Source organism: Sulfurovum aggregans (genome assembly GCF_055385215.1).
The window spans coordinates 984,464-1,000,444 of the sequence record NZ_AP042387.1 but is presented as its reverse complement, the minus strand read 5'-3'; the positions used below and the strand labels follow the sequence as shown (position 1 = coordinate 1,000,444).

16 protein-coding genes are annotated in these 15,981 nt (G+C 40.8%); 10 read left to right on the top strand and 6 right to left on the bottom strand.

Annotated elements, in window-relative coordinates; all coding sequences use genetic code 11:
- The first annotated feature begins 278 nt into the window (after nucleotides 1-278).
- The 3 genes from rpe to ACZ48W_RS04905 are packed head-to-tail and all read left to right on the top strand — an operon-like array spanning nucleotide 279 to nucleotide 2,317.
- A complete protein-coding gene (rpe, locus tag ACZ48W_RS04915) occupies nucleotides 279-920 on the top strand; it encodes a ribulose-phosphate 3-epimerase (protein WP_464830239.1) in 642 nt (213 codons plus the stop codon).
- A gap of 10 nt (nucleotides 921-930) precedes the next feature.
- Complete coding sequence (locus ACZ48W_RS04910) at nucleotides 931-1,542, top strand: phosphoribosylanthranilate isomerase (protein ID WP_464830238.1); 612 nt, start codon at nucleotides 931-933, stop codon at nucleotides 1,540-1,542.
- Nucleotides 1,526-2,317 (top strand): 3'-5' exonuclease, encoded by a 792-nt coding sequence (locus tag ACZ48W_RS04905; RefSeq protein ID WP_464830236.1) that lies wholly within the window; start codon nucleotides 1,526-1,528, stop codon nucleotides 2,315-2,317. The genes ACZ48W_RS04910 and ACZ48W_RS04905 overlap by 17 nt, the downstream gene beginning before the upstream one ends.
- 22 nt (nucleotides 2,318-2,339) lie before the next feature.
- Here ACZ48W_RS04905 and ACZ48W_RS04900 read toward each other — a convergent pair whose 3' ends face one another.
- The 4 genes from ACZ48W_RS04900 to uvrB form a co-directional block, all read right to left on the bottom strand.
- Complete coding sequence (locus ACZ48W_RS04900; RefSeq protein ID WP_464830235.1) at nucleotides 2,340-3,008, bottom strand: EI24 domain-containing protein; 669 nt, start codon at nucleotides 3,006-3,008, stop codon at nucleotides 2,340-2,342.
- Nucleotides 3,009-3,070: 62 nt separating this feature from the next.
- On the bottom strand, nucleotides 3,071-3,595 hold the full coding sequence (locus tag ACZ48W_RS04895; protein ID WP_464830234.1) for a gamma carbonic anhydrase family protein: 525 nt from the start codon (nucleotides 3,593-3,595) through the stop codon (nucleotides 3,071-3,073).
- The gene (locus tag ACZ48W_RS04890; protein ID WP_464830233.1) at nucleotides 3,595-5,682 is read right to left on the bottom strand and encodes an RNA degradosome polyphosphate kinase; all 2,088 of its coding nucleotides are present in this window, start codon (nucleotides 5,680-5,682) and stop codon (nucleotides 3,595-3,597) included. Before ACZ48W_RS04890 ends, ACZ48W_RS04895 begins: the two co-directional genes overlap by 1 nt.
- A 277-nt stretch (nucleotides 5,683-5,959) precedes the next feature.
- Nucleotides 5,960-7,933, bottom strand: coding sequence for an excinuclease ABC subunit UvrB (gene uvrB / locus ACZ48W_RS04885; protein WP_464830231.1), 1,974 nt, complete (start codon nucleotides 7,931-7,933; stop codon nucleotides 5,960-5,962).
- A gap of 72 nt (nucleotides 7,934-8,005) precedes the next feature.
- On the opposite strand from uvrB, the gene ACZ48W_RS04880 reads away from it, so the two are divergent.
- Nucleotides 8,006-8,224 carry a hypothetical protein gene (locus ACZ48W_RS04880; RefSeq protein ID WP_464830230.1) on the top strand — a complete coding sequence of 73 codons (219 nt, stop codon included), beginning with the start codon at nucleotides 8,006-8,008 and terminating at the stop codon, nucleotides 8,222-8,224.
- A gap of 104 nt (nucleotides 8,225-8,328) precedes the next feature.
- Entirely contained in the window at nucleotides 8,329-8,550 is a 222-nt protein-coding gene (locus tag ACZ48W_RS04875) for a hypothetical protein (protein ID WP_464830229.1), read from the top strand.
- 32 nt (nucleotides 8,551-8,582) lie between these two features.
- Here ACZ48W_RS04875 and ACZ48W_RS04870 read toward each other — a convergent pair whose 3' ends face one another.
- Nucleotides 8,583-9,578 carry a GGDEF domain-containing protein gene (locus tag ACZ48W_RS04870; protein WP_464830228.1) on the bottom strand — a complete coding sequence of 332 codons (996 nt, stop codon included), beginning with the start codon at nucleotides 9,576-9,578 and terminating at the stop codon, nucleotides 8,583-8,585.
- Nucleotides 9,579-9,607: 29 nt separating this feature from the next.
- Nucleotides 9,608-9,991: a type II secretion system protein gene (locus ACZ48W_RS04865; protein WP_464830227.1), complete on the bottom strand. Its 384-nt coding sequence runs from the start codon at nucleotides 9,989-9,991 to the stop codon at nucleotides 9,608-9,610.
- A 245-nt stretch (nucleotides 9,992-10,236) separates the two neighbouring features.
- Here ACZ48W_RS04865 and ACZ48W_RS04860 point away from each other — a divergent pair, with 245 nt between their 5' ends.
- The 5 genes from ACZ48W_RS04860 to ACZ48W_RS04840 all read left to right on the top strand — a co-directional run bounded on the left by ACZ48W_RS04860 (nucleotide 10,237) and on the right by ACZ48W_RS04840 (nucleotide 15,973).
- Nucleotides 10,237-10,713 carry a prepilin-type N-terminal cleavage/methylation domain-containing protein gene (locus tag ACZ48W_RS04860; protein WP_464830226.1) on the top strand — a complete coding sequence of 159 codons (477 nt, stop codon included), beginning with the start codon at nucleotides 10,237-10,239 and terminating at the stop codon, nucleotides 10,711-10,713.
- Between the two features lie 224 nt (nucleotides 10,714-10,937).
- Nucleotides 10,938-11,393, top strand: a complete 456-nt coding sequence (locus tag ACZ48W_RS04855; RefSeq protein WP_464830225.1) for a type II secretion system protein — start codon at nucleotides 10,938-10,940, stop codon at nucleotides 11,391-11,393.
- A gap of 49 nt (nucleotides 11,394-11,442) precedes the next feature.
- Nucleotides 11,443-13,281, top strand: a complete 1,839-nt coding sequence (locus tag ACZ48W_RS04850) for a primosomal protein N' (RefSeq protein WP_464830224.1) — start codon at nucleotides 11,443-11,445, stop codon at nucleotides 13,279-13,281.
- Between the two features lie 200 nt (nucleotides 13,282-13,481).
- Nucleotides 13,482-14,543 (top strand): flavodoxin-dependent (E)-4-hydroxy-3-methylbut-2-enyl-diphosphate synthase, encoded by a 1,062-nt coding sequence (ispG, locus tag ACZ48W_RS04845; protein WP_464830223.1) that lies wholly within the window; start codon nucleotides 13,482-13,484, stop codon nucleotides 14,541-14,543.
- Nucleotides 14,543-15,973 carry a replicative DNA helicase gene (locus ACZ48W_RS04840; RefSeq protein ID WP_464830222.1) on the top strand — a complete coding sequence of 477 codons (1,431 nt, stop codon included), beginning with the start codon at nucleotides 14,543-14,545 and terminating at the stop codon, nucleotides 15,971-15,973. The genes ispG and ACZ48W_RS04840 overlap by 1 nt, the downstream gene beginning before the upstream one ends.
- The last annotated feature ends 8 nt before the right edge of the window (nucleotides 15,974-15,981 follow it).

The following is a 15,981-nucleotide window of genomic DNA, read 5'->3' as shown; positions in this document are numbered from 1 at the left end:
TACACTATTTTTAAAAGTGAAGTGGAAAACGGTGAATATTTTGTGCGATTATAGACAAAAAGAACTTAATTAATCATTAGGAAATATAGATAATGACTCAAAGTAAGATATAGATATAATGTCAAAAATATTTATATTAGGATAAATGAAATGAAATTTCTGAGCCAAAGGCAAAGCTTTTACAAGAAATTATTTGATGGTTTTCATGCATTGGGCGTCAGCCTTAAATGTGAAAGGAATTTAGCAGGGACTCTGTTCCAGGCAGAGGAGGCTGAGATATGCAAGTAGCACCAAGTATACTTTCTGCCGATTTTGGATATTTGGCCCGTGATGTTGAGGCTATTTGTGAGGGGGGATGTGATCTTGTACATGTTGATGTGATGGATGGACATTTTGTACCCAATCTGACCATAGGCCCGGTTGTGGTTGAAGCTGTAGCCAAAGCAGCAAGCAAGCCGCTTGATGTGCATCTTATGGTTGAGAATAACAGTTTTTTTGTAGATCTTTTTGCTCCTTTGAAGCCCGGGTTCATCTCCTTTCATATAGAAGAAGAAAAACATCCGCACAGACTGATACAGAAGATCCGTGCTTTAGGCATAAAGCCGGCAATTGTATTGAATCCGCATACTCCGCCTGAAGCGATAGAATTTTTGCTTGAAGATGTCGATATGGTTCTGCTTATGAGTGTCAATCCCGGTTTCGGAGGACAGAAATTTATTCCTTCGGTCATAGAAAAAGCCAAAAGACTTAAAAAACTCATTAATGAACGCAATCTGAAATGTCTCATAGAGGTAGACGGTGGAGTAAATGATGAAAATGTAAAGCTTCTCGAGGAAGCCGGTGTTGATATTGTTGTTGCAGGTTCGTTCGTGTATAAACATCCAAAAGGGGTAAAAGAAGCGATCGCTTCTTTGAAATAAAGGATGAAAAGTGAAAAATAAAGAACGAAAGTTAAAAGTAAAGATATGCGGTATCACCAATCTTAGAGATGCATTCCATGCAGTAGAATTCGGAGCAGATGCATTGGGATTTGTTTTTTATAACCAGTCACCGCGTTATATTACTCCTGCTGCAGCAAAAAAAATCATTGATGAACTTCCTCCTTTTGTGGAGAGAGTAGGACTTTTTGTCAACGAAAGTGTTGAAACGATAGATACGATCTGCAAATATACAGGTATCTCTCTTGCACAGATCCATTTTGATGTAGATGAAGAGTCTCTGAATGCTATAGGCTATAAAACACTTCCTGTTGTACGGGCACAATCTCCGGAAGATATTCATAAATTCTCAGACAGATACCGTTTGGTGGATGCATACAGTGAAATATACGGCGGTACAGGAAAACAGCTCAATCTTGCATGGTTCGAAGGGATGGATTGTTCCAAGATCATTCTTGCCGGCGGATTGACCCCGGATAATTTGGAAGCGGTAAAAAAACTTGGTTTTTATGGTGTAGATGTAAGTTCAGGCGTAGAGTTGATCAAAGGTAAAAAAGATCCTAAAAAAGTGGAACAGTTCATCGCTAATGCAAAAAGTCTTTGATGAGCTGACCACAGCATTCCGTAAACATGACGGAGTACTGAACAGGGAACAATATACGCATATTGCCATCAAATATACTACATTACTGGAAGACAGTGATACGATCTTTATTCTGCTTCAGGCGTCAGGTTATCCCATAGAACTGCTTGAAGACGGAATGTACAGACTGAAAACCTGTTTTACGCCTTATACAGAGCAGAAGTACTGCGTGATAGATATTGAGACCAATGGAAGCAAACCGGGTACTTCACAAGTCATAGAGATCGGTGCCGTAATGGTACAGAAGGGTAAGATCGTCGATACATTTGAAACATTTGTCGAGTGTGCTTTTCTTCCTGAGTACATTACCAAGATCACAGGGATAGAACCGACCGATCTCATTGGTGCACCAAGCAGAAGGAAAGCATTGACGAAGTTGAGATACTTTATGGGTGATGCAGTTTTTGTAGCACATAATGCAAACTTTGACTACAGCTTCCTTAATGCTTCATTTGACCGTTTTGGCCTGGGAGGCATCGGTAATCCAAAGCTTTGTACCATTGATCTGGCAAGACGTACCTTTGAAAGTGAACGTTACGGACTGGCTTTTCTTATAGATGCTCTTGAGATAGAAACAGCAACACATCATCGGGCTTACAGTGATGCAGTATGTGCAGCGAAAGTGATGGAAAAGAGTTTTGAGACCCTGCCGGAGTATGTCAGAACAACGGATGATCTGCTGAGATTTTCTGTTTCAAGTAAGAAAGCAAGACGTATAAAGAAAGAGTGTCTGTAGGGGAGGACCCCTGTGTCCCCCCCTAGTGGGACTTCTCTCCCAAAATATGATGTAAAAACAGTATTTGTGCAAATACAGGTGCAAAAATATTCAATACAGGTATATAGTTAAAAAGTGATGCGATCATGGCGATCGCTACTGAGCTTTTTGTTTTCTCTTTTCCCTTTTTCTTTTCTGCAGTAAAAAGTGAAGCTACATCATAGGCAGTGGGTTCTTTGATGAGTATCGACCAGAGCCATAACATCCATATCTGTCCGAGTATAGGGATGAAGATCAGTGGAAAAGTAAAAAGAAACAGCAGAAGGAAAACAAGACCTGCTTTGATACTTAAAATAATAGAGGTTGTGATCTTCGGACTGCCCTTTACTGTGACATGGGAGTAGTGTTTCTGTGCCAGCTTGATGAGGAGCGGCTCACTGTAGAGAGAGGTAAGGATGGAGATCGTGATGATGATCAGCATATAGCCTATGATCAATGCTGTCAGAAAAGCACCGCTGGATTGAAACCACTCCCAACTCCCGATAAAAGGAATTTTCTGAATATATGCAGAAATCACTCCTGCATAAAGATCCCATGAGATCCACAGGAGAATGATCCAGAGGAGAATCGAACCAAAACCGACTTTGAGTACAAAAAAGATGACTTCTTTGGAGAGAATGTCCTGTAAACTTTTTTGAATGATCTGTTTCATGGGTTTCCTTTCTGCTTGTGTAGGGAACTGACTCCTGTATCCCTCAGTACAGTTTTTTTATGTTACAAGTATTCGTTTTTAAACTTTACATATCTTTCGGCAGAAGCATAGAGCTCTGCTACTTCTTCTTCTGTAAGTTCACGTACTACTTTGGCAGGGCTTCCCATAATGAGACTTCGGGGTGGGAATTTTTTGTTTTTGGTGACTAGACTTCCTGCCCCGACGATGGATTCTTTGCCAATGATAGCACCGTCGAGTATAGTAGCACTCATACCTATGAGACAGGCATCTTCTATGGTGCATCCGTGCAGCATGACTCTGTGGCCTACGGTAACATCATTGCCAATGACAGTAGGGTTCCCGTCAGACATATCTGCTTTTTTGTGGTGGGTAACATGTATCATACTGAGGTCCTGAATATTGCTTCTGTCACCTATAGTGATGAAATGTACATCACCGCGTACCACACAACCGAACCATACAGCAGCATCCTCTCCCATTTTTACTCTGCCGATGACGGAGGCTCCTTCCGCTATCCAACTGTTCTTTCCTAGTTCCGGGGCCCACTCTTTGAATTTTAAAATCATCAATTATCCTTCAATATACGATTGGCAAGGCGGCTCACATAATCAGGAGTCTCTTTTTTGGTTTTATCATGGATTTTATTGACATACCGTTCCAAAATGGTATGATTGTTCACTGCTTTCCCCAAAAGAGGTACTTTGATATAGTTCCCGTCTTCCTGAAGTTCCCAACGCAGCTGGTTGTCTGCAAGCTGCAGCATCAGGATCTGTTCGATTTTCTCTGTAAGATTTTCTTCCAGGATGGGGGTCATAAGCTCTACACGTCGTACAAGGTTGCGCGGCATAAGATCAGCACTTGAGATATAACATTTCACTTTATGGTTCTTAAAGAAATAGATGCGGGGATGTTCAAGGTATTTCCCGATGATGGAAGAGACAGTGATATTCTCACTGATCCCTTTAATACCTGGTTTCAGACAGCAGATCCCCCGTATGATCAAGTCAACTCTGCAGTCTGCCTGTGAAGCATGGTAAAGTGCTTTGATCACATCCTTGTCTACCAAAGAGTTCGCTTTAAGAATAATATGCCCCTCTTTGCCATATCGTTTCTCTTTTTCTATCAGTTTGATCAGTTCGGGTTTGATCTGTACAGGGGACATGAAAAGTGTGTCCAGTTTGGTATAGGTTGAAAAACCTGTAAGGAAATGGAAAAAATGTGTTGCATCTTTGCCAAATACTTCTTTTGCTGTAAAGTAAGATACATCAGTATATATTTTTGCTGTACTGGGGTTATAGTTCCCTGTAGCCAAATGAACATAACTTTGGAGCTTTTTACCTTTCCTTTTAATGATCTGTGTGATCTTGGCATGTACTTTAAGGCCGGGAATACCATAAACAACATGTGCTCCTGCATCTTCAAGTGCTTTTGCCCAACGCAGGTTGTTCTCTTCATCAAAGCGTGCTTTCAGTTCTACAAGTACGGTGACCTGTTTTCCGTCACGTACAGCATCGATAAGTGCTTTGACAATAGGGGATTTCTGGCCTGCACGGTAGAGAGTCATACGTATGGCAAGTGTTTCCGGATCAGAAGCTGCCTGTTTGATAAACTGTACTACAGGTTCAAAACTGTCAAAAGGATGATAAAGCAGTATATCCTGCTTCTCTATAGCTTCAAAGATATTTTCGCTGTCAAGCGGGGGAAGTGTTTTGGGGCTGAAGGTAGGGAGAACAAGGTGAGAGAGTGCTTTATCACCTACGATCTGCCATAAAGAACCCAGATTCAGCGGCAGGCTTTTGTAAGAGTAGATATCATTTTCATCAAGATTAAGATGAGAAAGTAAAAAGTTGAGAAGTCCTTTATCGGCACCTTCCATGAGTTCAAGACGTATAAGTGAACCTTTGTTTCTGGAACGTAGACCTTCCTGAAGGATCTCAAGGAAGTCATCTGCTTCCTCTTCCTCTATCTCTATATCAGCATTTCTTGTGACTCTGAACGGTGTAGAAGCCAGTTGTGTAAAACCGGGAAAAAGTTCGGAAGCAAAGTGTTCAACGACACTTTCTATAGGAATAAAAATCTGTCCTATCTGTATGAATCTTGGAAGTATCCGGGGGATTCTTATCAGTCCGTGTTTGATGTTCCTGGAGTCATCTTCGAGTGTAATAGCCAAACCGAAACTAAGATTGTTAAGATGCGGGAAAGGATGTGTTGCATCTACTGCGATAGGGATGATCACGGGGTATATTTCATTAAAGAACATCTCTTTGACTTCTGTCTGCTCTTCTGAATTCAGTGCATCATAGTTCTTTACATGGACACTGTGGGTATGCAGTTCAGAGATGATGGAAGTATAGCAGGATTCAAGCACCTGATGCTCTTTATGCAGATAGTCATGTATCTGCTTCAACTGTTCACTGGGGGTGAGTTTGTCGGCACCGGTTTCCTGTATGCGTGCTTTGAAAAGTGCTTTAAGCCCTGCCACACGTATCATATAGAATTCATCCAGGTTCGTTCCGTAAATAGCAAGGAACTTTAAACGTTCAAGTGGAGGAAGCTTTTCATCAAGTGCCTGTGCCAAAACACGAGAATTAAACTGTAGCCATGAAAGTTCACGGTTAAAATAGAGTTGTGATGAATTTAAGTCTAATGCCATTTTATACCTTATAGCGTCTCGTTCCCACTCTCCTGAGCGGGAATGCATAAAGAACCCATGGAAGTGGAGACTTCAGTCCCACCAAAAAGCTTTTTTGCCTAAAAAAGTCTGTATTTAATGGAAAATATTGCTTTTTCTGTCAAAATAACCTAAAAATATGCAAATATTTGGGTGAGGCTGAAGCCTTCACTTCCGGGGTACCTAGTTCTTTCACAGCCTCAGGAGAGATGGAACGAGGATTGTTATTTTATAATGATTGTCTGTATTATAGCGAAATTTACAGTTTTTTCACTTTTGCAATTTCATCTCTCAGCCTTGCAGCCTCTTCAAACTCCAAATTCTTTGCAGCGGCTAACATTTTGGCTTTGAGTTCCTTGACAAGTTGTTGTCTTTCTGCCTTTGGCATTTTGTCAAGCTTGCTTCGTTTGTTGTAAAGCTCTCCCGCATCTTCTACCTTGAGGTTGGTATCAAGTTCTCGTAAGGTGGTTTTGGGAGTGATGCCGTGTTTTTTGTTGTAGGCTATCTGTTTTTTGCGTCTTTGTTGGGTGACATCTATAGTTGCCTGCATGGAATCCGTGATCTTTTTAGCATACATGAGTACATGTCCGTTGATGTTTCTGGCTGCACGTCCTGCAGTTTGGATGAGTGAGGTTTTGGATCGAAGAAATCCTTCTTTATCTGCATCGAGTATGGCAACAAGGCTTACTTCAGGCAGGTCAAGTCCTTCCCGAAGCAGGTTGATCCCGACCAAAATATCAAATTCACCCAAACGTAAAGAGCGTATGATCTGATTTCTCTCTATGGCATCAAGATCCGAGTGCATATAACGTACCTTGAGTCCAAGATCATTATAGTATGTTGTCAACTCCTCTGCCATCTTTTTGGTCAATACAGTGACAAGTACACGTTCACCCCGTGCAATAACAGGTTTCATACGGTCATGCAGGTTTTCTACCTGATAGGTACTGTCTATCACTTCTATAAGAGGATCAAGAAGACCTGTAGGTCGTACAACCTGTTCTGCTACAACGGAAGAAAGTTCAAGTTCAAGTTCATTAGGGGTGGCAGAAACAAACATGAAGTGAGGTGCTTTGTTGATATATTCATCAAACATTAAAGGACGGTTGTCCAGTGCAGAGGGGAGCCTGAAACCATGGTCAACCAGTACTTCTTTCCGGCTTCGGTCACCTGCGTACATCCCTCTGAACTGGGACAGTGAAACATGGGACTCATCAACGATGACAAGGTAATCATCATGCATTGCTTCAAAATAGTCCATCATGGAATAGGGTGTTTCACCCGGTTTTTTTCCTGTAAGATGGCGTGAATAGTTTTCGATACCTTTGCACATGCCTGTAGCTTCTATCATTTCAAGGTCAAATTCCGTACGTTGTTTGAGACGATGATACTCTACCATACGGCCTTCACGTTGAAAATATGCCAAACGTTCATCCAGTTCCTCTTCAATGCTTTTGACAGCACGTGCCAGTTTTTCTTTGGAAACAATGAACTGATTGGCAGAATAGACAGTGGCTTCTTTCATCTCTTTTTCCTTCTCACCGGTCAGTGAATTGAACTCATATATGGCTTCTATTTCATCTCCGAAGAACTCTATACGTATAGCGAATTCCTCAGAGTAGGCAGGGTAAATATCTATGACTTCTCCGGTAACCCTGAAATCTCCCCTGTCAAAAAAATCATCGTTGCGTTTATATCCCATATCAACAAGCCTGAGCAAGAGGGCTTTTTGGTTATACTCTTGTCCTACGGAAAGTTTTTGTACAATGGAACGGTAATCCTCTGGAGAACCCAGACCATAGTTGGCTGAAACAGAAGCAATGACAATAACATCATCATGAGAGAGCAGAGAAGCTGTAGTACTCAAGCGTAAACGTTCCAGCTCCTGGTTGATGGAAGAGTCCTTTTCTATGAAAAGATCCTGACGGGGCAGATATGCTTCAGGTTGGTAATAGTCATAATAACTTATGAAATACTCAACATGGTTGTTGGGAAAAAAGCTTTTGAATTCAGAATAGAGCTGTGCTGCCAAAGTTTTGTTATGTGTCATAATAAGGGTAGGTTTTCCGGTCTTTTCTATGACTTTTGCCATGGTGTATGTTTTTCCGGAACCTGTAACCCCCAGTAAAGTCTGGTACTTGTTTCCCTCTTCTATGGAATGGCTGAGGGCTTCTATAGCAGCAGGCTGGTCACCTGCAGGCTTGTATGGACTTGATACTGTGAAATTTGGCAAAATTAACCTTTGGTTTATGTTGTTTTTTTTAAATTTTTGCTATTATAACACAACAAAATTATGGAGTATAAAATGTCGGCATTACAAAAATTACAGGAGAAGATAGAACAGTGGAGAGTAGATCATGAAGCACTTAAAAGTGAAAATGCACAACTCAAAATAGAACTTTCAAATATATCCGGTACACAAAGTGAAAAAGAGTCGCAGATAGAAGCACTCAAGCGTGAACTTGCAGAAAAAGATGCAGAGATAGAGAAGATCATCGCACAGGTAGAGAGTTTATTAGCATAATAATATCATTTTTTGTCATCCTCAGCTTGACTCAGGATCCATAAGTAGCCTGGAGATCCTGCAGGAAATGCACTTATGAGGATAATGTGAGAAAAAGGAACAGCATGAAAAACGTAGCACTTACAGTTTCGGGTAACCGTTATGAGATAAAACTGGAAGACACCTTTGCAGACTTTGTAAACCGGGATTTACAGGACGCAGGTGTGAACTTACATACAGACAACAAACCGGATAAACTGCTTAAAGCGTATTTGCGTTTAGCCAAACAGGCGACCTCTTACGAAGATGAAATAGAACTGCTTATTGAAACCCTGGATGGACTTTAAATAGTTTAGTCCATCTGTTAAGCGGCAATTTCTTATTTGTGCAGCAGGTTCTCTATACGTGTTACAAATCCTTCTGCTGTCTCTTCGTAATTAAGATGATCTGTTGCAAATTTGAATTTTGGTTTTGGAGTAGTGAAGAAATCATGTTTTTCAAGTGCTTTTCGTATACGTTCTTCTAAGATCAATGCATCTTTCTCTTCGGTAAATGGCAATATAATAAAAAAACTATTTTTATCATATCGGCAGGCAACATCACTTGCACGGGTTAAAGAGATCATAAGAGCACCGAATATCTTAAGAATATGTTTTTTTGTTTTTTTGTCATAGGTATGATCTGTTTCAGCAAGATCCGCAATAGTGATCGATAACAGTGAAAGAGGATACTTATATCGTATAGATCTGGAGCAGGTGGTCTTAAGTTCTGATAAAAGGTATTTTCTGTTAAAGAGTCTGGTCTCATGGTCATATATGGCATGTTTTTTCATTTGAATATGGATATATACTCTTACCAGATAGATCATGAGCAGTGCAAGCAGCATTGCTACGGCAAGGCTGAAATAAAATATATTGATCATTTTATTTTGTTTCAAATAGACCATTTTTTCAATAATGATCGCCAGATCAGCTACTAAACTGTAACAGTGGAGAGCATGTTCTCTTATTGTTTCTTCATTGTGCTGTGAAAGTTTCTGTTTGTAGTCATTCCAACAGGACTGTACTGTCGAAAAATCTGTGGCAAGTGTTGCTGCACCTATATATAGGTCTGAATCCTCATTTTGTATGACCCAGCCGGAGATCTTTTGCAAAGTATCATCGATACGTACGACCATCTGCCTGGTATTCTGTCCTGAAGGTACAATAGCAAGATGCTCTATGGCACCTCCTGCCCAATTGATAAGATATCCTGTCTTAGTATCATTTTGCATCGTTTTGAATGAGCTATACACAAAATAAAAGCTAAAAGGCAGTATCAAAACAATACTGTAAAGTAAAAGTGTTATTCTGAATGATGACCATTCTTTTTGCATAAAATATCCTTTTTTGCTAACGCAGCCGCTTAAAATTTGGCATGATGCCCTCGAAGTTCGTAAGTACCTACCAGGTGACTTCCCAATTCGTCTATTTCGGCACAAAAATCGGGAGGGTTGTCGCTTTTTATAGTGACAGTAAGCCGGTAATTACTACTATTGATATCATAACATTTTACGATTTGGCAGATTTCCGAGTCGTTGATGTCAAAATTTCTGCCGGTACCCAGAGTATGGGAATTTGCGTCTTTGATACATATTGCCATACGGGATACATCCTTGGCAAGCGCTGCATTGTCTCTCATCGCAGCTAATCTGGGAACAGCCACCGCTGCCAATATCGCAATAATGAATATGACGAAAATAAGTTCCATCATACTGAAAGCCGATCTGTGCTGTTTATAGAATCTCAAACTGCTACCCCCCCCCCTTTCCATTCTCTTTTAGAATGTAATAAAAGTCTTTTATCTTCAATAGCTTCTTTTCTTCTTTATTATAACATAGTCTAAAACAGAGTAGAAGTTTATTTGTAATGCCTAAATTATAAGGCTTTTATAAAGGAAATACATAAGCTTTAGATATACTTAAGGTTTTAAGTTGTAGAATTAAAACAGACCGGTTATTGAATTGGTACTAAAATTATTTTCAGGAGTTAATCATGACAAACATGAGACGCGGATTTACAATGATAGAATTGGTTTTTGTAATTGTAATTATAGGTATTTTGGCAGCAGTTGCTATCCCTAAATTGGCAGCAACAAGAGATGATGCAAAAGCAGGATCTATCAAATCAGATATCGGAACAGCGATCAATGCGATCCCGGCATGGTATCAGGGACAGAAAGTCGCAGATATTAAGCAGGCAATGAGTATAGATGAGAATGTATGGACCTTTGATACTACTGGTTGTATAGCAACATATAGTGATGGAGATGGTGGTACAGTTACATTGACATTGCAAGATGCTGATACAAACAATACATTAGCTGCTTGCCCGGACAGTACAACAGATAGTGTAAAACTGGAAGTTGCATTAAGTGCTGGATCAACAGGAATTGTAAACATGCTGATTAATGATCTCGGTGTTCCTGCAGATCGAAACGTAACGGTCAGCGGACAAAAAGTCCAATGGTAAATTTACTTTAAAAGGAATAAATCCTTTTAATTACAGTGCATCCAACGTTCCTGTTGGATGTACCTCTTCCCATACTCTTTCCTAAAAAACTTTATCTACTTTTTTAAATATTTATATGATGATAAAATGAAAAGGCCCGAATATGGCCAAAATTATGATAGAATATACTTATATTTTTATAAAAGCTTGAAATGGTTCGCTAAGTGATCAGGCAAGAGGGTAGAATGATGAAAATTGACAACTATAGTAACAGAACTGCATTCACACTGGTGGAATTGGTATTTGTGATCGTGATCATAGGGATCCTTTCAGCGATCGCTATTCCGAAACTGGCTGCAACAAGGGATGATGCAGAGATATCCAATGCCAGGACAACTTTTGCTTCTGTAAGAAGTTCTTTAAGCACAGAACGCCAGAAAAGGATCCTTCGGGGAGTTTTTACAGATATTGGTGACCTGGGAGACAGTACCTATGCTTTCAGATATTTTGACAGCAACAGTTCTTACCCTGTCCTGGAATATCCTGTGAAGAACTGCAGCAGTGCTTCAAGCAGATCCTGCTGGAACAGAGTAGATGCCTCAACCTATACCTATCGTGAACCCGGCAGTACAGATGTGACTTTTACCCTTTCCGGAAACAAATTGACTTGTACAAGCAATTGTGGTAATTTTGATTTTTAAGTAAGTGTATTATTACGAAATTTTTCTCACAAGGTCAAGTGCTCCGGGTTTGACTTACTGTTCCCCACATCCGATACCTGAAGGGTCGGTTGTTTCTGTACCTTTGAAAACTACGCTTAAAGAGGCCATTGTTCTAAAAGAGACCGAAATCCCTGAGTTTGAAACTGCAGAGATCGCTTCTGTTTCAGACAAATATTACAGTTCTGAACAGATAGAAATAGCAAAATTTATCTCTGAGTATTATTTTTCTTCTTTTGGAGAGGCGATCTCGCTTTTTTTACCGTATGTTGCGGGGGGCAACCCCTGTGTTGACCCTTTGGATGCAATAGAAGCTCAAATAGCTTCAACAGCCCATGGGCAGACACAGGGGTCTGCCCCTACATTGACAGAACAACAGCAAAAAGCCTATGATCAACTTCTGGAAAAAGATAAAGCTCTCCTCTTTGGTGTTACCGGTTCAGGCAAAACAGAAATTTTTATTTCATTGATGGCAAAGATGCTGGAAGAGGATAAAAGTTGCATATTCCTTATGCCTGAGATATCATTGACCCCTCAAATGGAAAAACGTCTTAAAGTCTATTTTGGTGACACTGTTGCAATGTGGCATTCCAAGTTGACCAAAAAGAAAAAAGAATCTATTTTAGAAGGTATATATAGTGGAAAAGTTCGTATTGTAGCGGGGGCTCGCTCTGCTCTGTTTGTACCACTTAAAGACTTGGGACTTATCATTGTAGACGAAGAGCATGATGACAGTTACAAAGCTATGACCAGACCACGTTACCATGCACGTGATGTAGCAGTACTGATGGGACAGAAATTAAGTGCCAAAGTAGTCCTGGCTTCTGCGACACCCAGTATGACTTCTTATTACAAGTATAATGTAGTGAAACTGGATAAACCTTATATTGATGCCAAGAAAAAGTATACATTTATCACAGGAGACAGTATCTCTTCCTCCATATTAAATGCTCTGTACCATAACCATAAAGCAAAAGAGCAATCACTACTGTTTTTACCTACCAGAGGTAACTTCAAATACCTCTATTGTGAGAGTTGCGGAAAAACGCATCTTTGTCCCTACTGTTCTGTGGGGATGGCACTGCATAGAAACCATAGACATTTGAAATGTCACTACTGTAATTTTACAGAAGCCATACAAGATACGTGTACGAACTGTGGACATACACCGCTTAAAAGTGAACGTATGGGGACACAAGAAGCTATAGAAGTCATAAGTACAGCCATAGAGGGGATACAGATTGAGCAGTTTGATAAAGACAGCATTACGACAGCAAAGAAGCTTAAAGAGGCACTGGGACGCTTTGAGAGTGGAGAGAGTAACTTATTGCTGGGAACACAGATGCTCAGTAAGGGGCATGACTACTCGGGTATAACGCTTTCGGTCGTCATGGGGCTTGACTATATCTTGGGATTGGCAGATTACCGTGCAAGAGAAAGAGCAATGAGTTTACTCTTTCAAATCGCAGGTAGAAGCGGCAGGGCTAAAGAGGCTAATGTCATCGTGCAGACAGGAGATGCAGCATTTTTCAAAAATTATCTCTCTGACTATGAACTGTTCATCAAAGATGAGTTGGCATTTTTGGAAATGGCGCATTATCCACCATTTGCATCGCTTGCACGTATACTCATAGCCCATAAAGATGAGAGTAAAGCAAGTAAGATCACACTGGATACTGTGACAAAGCTCAAAACCTTTGAAGATATTGAAATTGTAGGACACGGTAAAGCACCTGTGGAGAGAATAGCCAATAAGTTCCGGTTCCATATTTTGCTTAGAGCTGAAAGCAGGGTACCGTTACTTAAAGCTTTACACAGTGTGGATCGTAGAGAAATTGAGATCGATATGGATCCGGTCGAATTCTCGTAAAAATTCGAAGAGAATAGAGAATAGTTAATAGTGAATAGTGGGTTTTTTGGATAGAATATTTTTATAAATATTACCTTGTTCCCAAGCTCCAGCTTGGGAATATATAGATATTGATTGGGAAAAAACTTCCAATACTGCAAACATTGAATATGCATTCCCAACGAGGACGTTGGGAATGAGATTAAAATCAAAGGTAAAAGTTGAAAGAACGAGTAAAAACAAAGAAAATTTATGTCGGCAATGTAGCTGTAGGCGGTGATGCACCGATCTCTGTACAGTCTATGACTTATAGTGATACACATAATGTAGCTGCGACCGTGGAGCAGATCAACCGTCTGCATTTTGCAGGGGCGGACCTGGTACGTGTGGCTGTACCTGAGATGCAGGATGCATTGGCACTTAAAGCGATCAAAGAGCAGATCTCTTTGCCCCTTATTGCAGATATTCACTTTAACTATAAACTGGCACTTGAAGCTGCAAAGTGGGTAGACTGTATCCGTTTTAATCCTGGAAATATCGGTGAGAAATCCCGTATCAAAGAGATAGTAAAGGCATGTCAGGAACGCTCTCTGCCTATACGCATAGGGGTCAATGCAGGGTCACTTGAAAAAGAGTTTGACCAGAAATACGGGGCTACTGCTGAGGGTATGGTAGCCTCTGCGGAGTATAATATCAAATTCCTGGAAGATCTCGGATTTACCGATATTAAAGTTTCACTTAAAGCATCTGATGTTGATAGAACCGTAGATGCCTACAGAATGTTACGCCCCAAAAATGAGTACCCTTTCCACTTAGGGGTAACAGAAGCAGGGACTATCTTCCATGCAACAGTGAAATCTGCCATAGGCTTAGGGACGCTTCTGCTTGACGGTATCGGTGATACTCTGCGTGTTTCGATTACAGGAGAGCTGGAAGAAGAGATCAGGGTAGGCAAAGCCATACTTAAGGATTCCGGACGGGTACAGGAAGGGTTGAATATCATTTCCTGTCCTACCTGCGGGCGCATAGAGGCTGATTTGGTCACAGCAGTTGCAGAAGTGGAAAAACGGACAGCACACATTAAAACACCAATGGATGTTTCAGTGATGGGATGTGTGGTCAATGCTATCGGTGAAGCCAAGCATGCAGATGTGGCAATTGCCTACGGCAAAGGTACAGGCCTTGTCATGGTAAAGGGGGAGGTGGTTGCCAAATTACCGGAAAAAGAGTTGGTCGACAGATTTGTTGCTGAAGTAGAGAAGTTTGCAGAGGATAATCAATAATGGAGAATATGTATAACTTGAACATAGAGAGAGCAGTACTCTCAGCTATTATTTTCGATCCGGAAATTTATGAAGAGATCGCTGCAAAACTGAGGGCACATGATTTTTATCTGCCTTTTCATCAGTATGTTTTTACTTCAATGGAAGAGTTGAGCCGTGAAGAGAAACCGATAGATGAAGAGTTCCTGCGTTCAAAACTTATTTCTATGGGAAAATTTGATGAAGTAGCAATGCTTGATCTGCTTTCAGCAAATCCTATTTCAAATACAGCGGCATACCTTGCCGAGATCAAAGCAAAATCCAGTAAAAGAGCTTTGGCAACACTTGCCACAGAGATCAAAAAAGTAACCATAGAAGATGATCTCCCTGCCGAAGAGATCATGAATCTTGTTGAGAAGAAACTGTATGAGATCACCCAGAATAATACCAATGAAGATTTCAGGGACTCAAAAGAGATCACTCTTGCCATGATGGATGAGATCAACCGTCTTAAAGCATTGGGCAACTCCAAACTCATCGGTACAGATACAGGGTTTAGGAATCTTAATGATAAAACATCCGGTTTCGGTAAAGGGGATCTGGTCATTATTGCTGCCAGACCGGCAATGGGTAAAACAGCATTGGTACTCAATATGGCACTCAAAGCTATAGAACGTAATGAAGGGGTGGCTTTTTTCTCTTTGGAAATGCCGGCTGAACAACTGATGCTCAGACTGCTTTCGGCAAAGACTTCCATACCTCTTCAGGCCCTCCGGGTAGGTGACCTTAGAGATGAGCAATGGAGTCAACTCTCAGCTGCGACTGATGAACTTTCGAAAAAGAAACTCTTTGTAGATGACGGAGGTTATGCAACCATCCACCATGTGAGAAGCAAACTTCGCAAGCTTAAAGCACAACATCCCGAGATCTCTGTAGCGATCATCGATTATCTGCAGTTAATGAGTGGAGAAGGCCGTGAAGGCAGACAACAGGAAGTCTCTGAGATATCAAGAGGGCTTAAGCAGCTGGCAAGGGAACTCCAAATACCGATAGTTGCCCTTTCCCAGCTTAACCGTGGTGTAGAGAGCCGGGAAAATAAACGTCCGATGCTTTCTGACCTGAGAGAATCCGGAGCCATCGAGCAGGATGCTGATATTATTCTTTTTGTCTATCGTGATGATGTCTATCGTGAAGCACAGGAGAAAGAGAAAGAGATGAAAGCAAAGGCAGAAGGGAAAGAATATATCAGCGAATTTAGAAAAAAACCTGAAGAACAGGCTGAGATCATCATAGGAAAACAGAGAAACGGACCAACTGGTACGGTAGATCTGATCTTTCAGAAGAAATATACACGTTTTGTTGATGCTTCTGTTTCTCCGGCATTTGAAGTTGTATATGAAGAGAATGATATACCAATGAATACAGGGAATATTGAGTTGCCTCCGATATAATGTGTTTG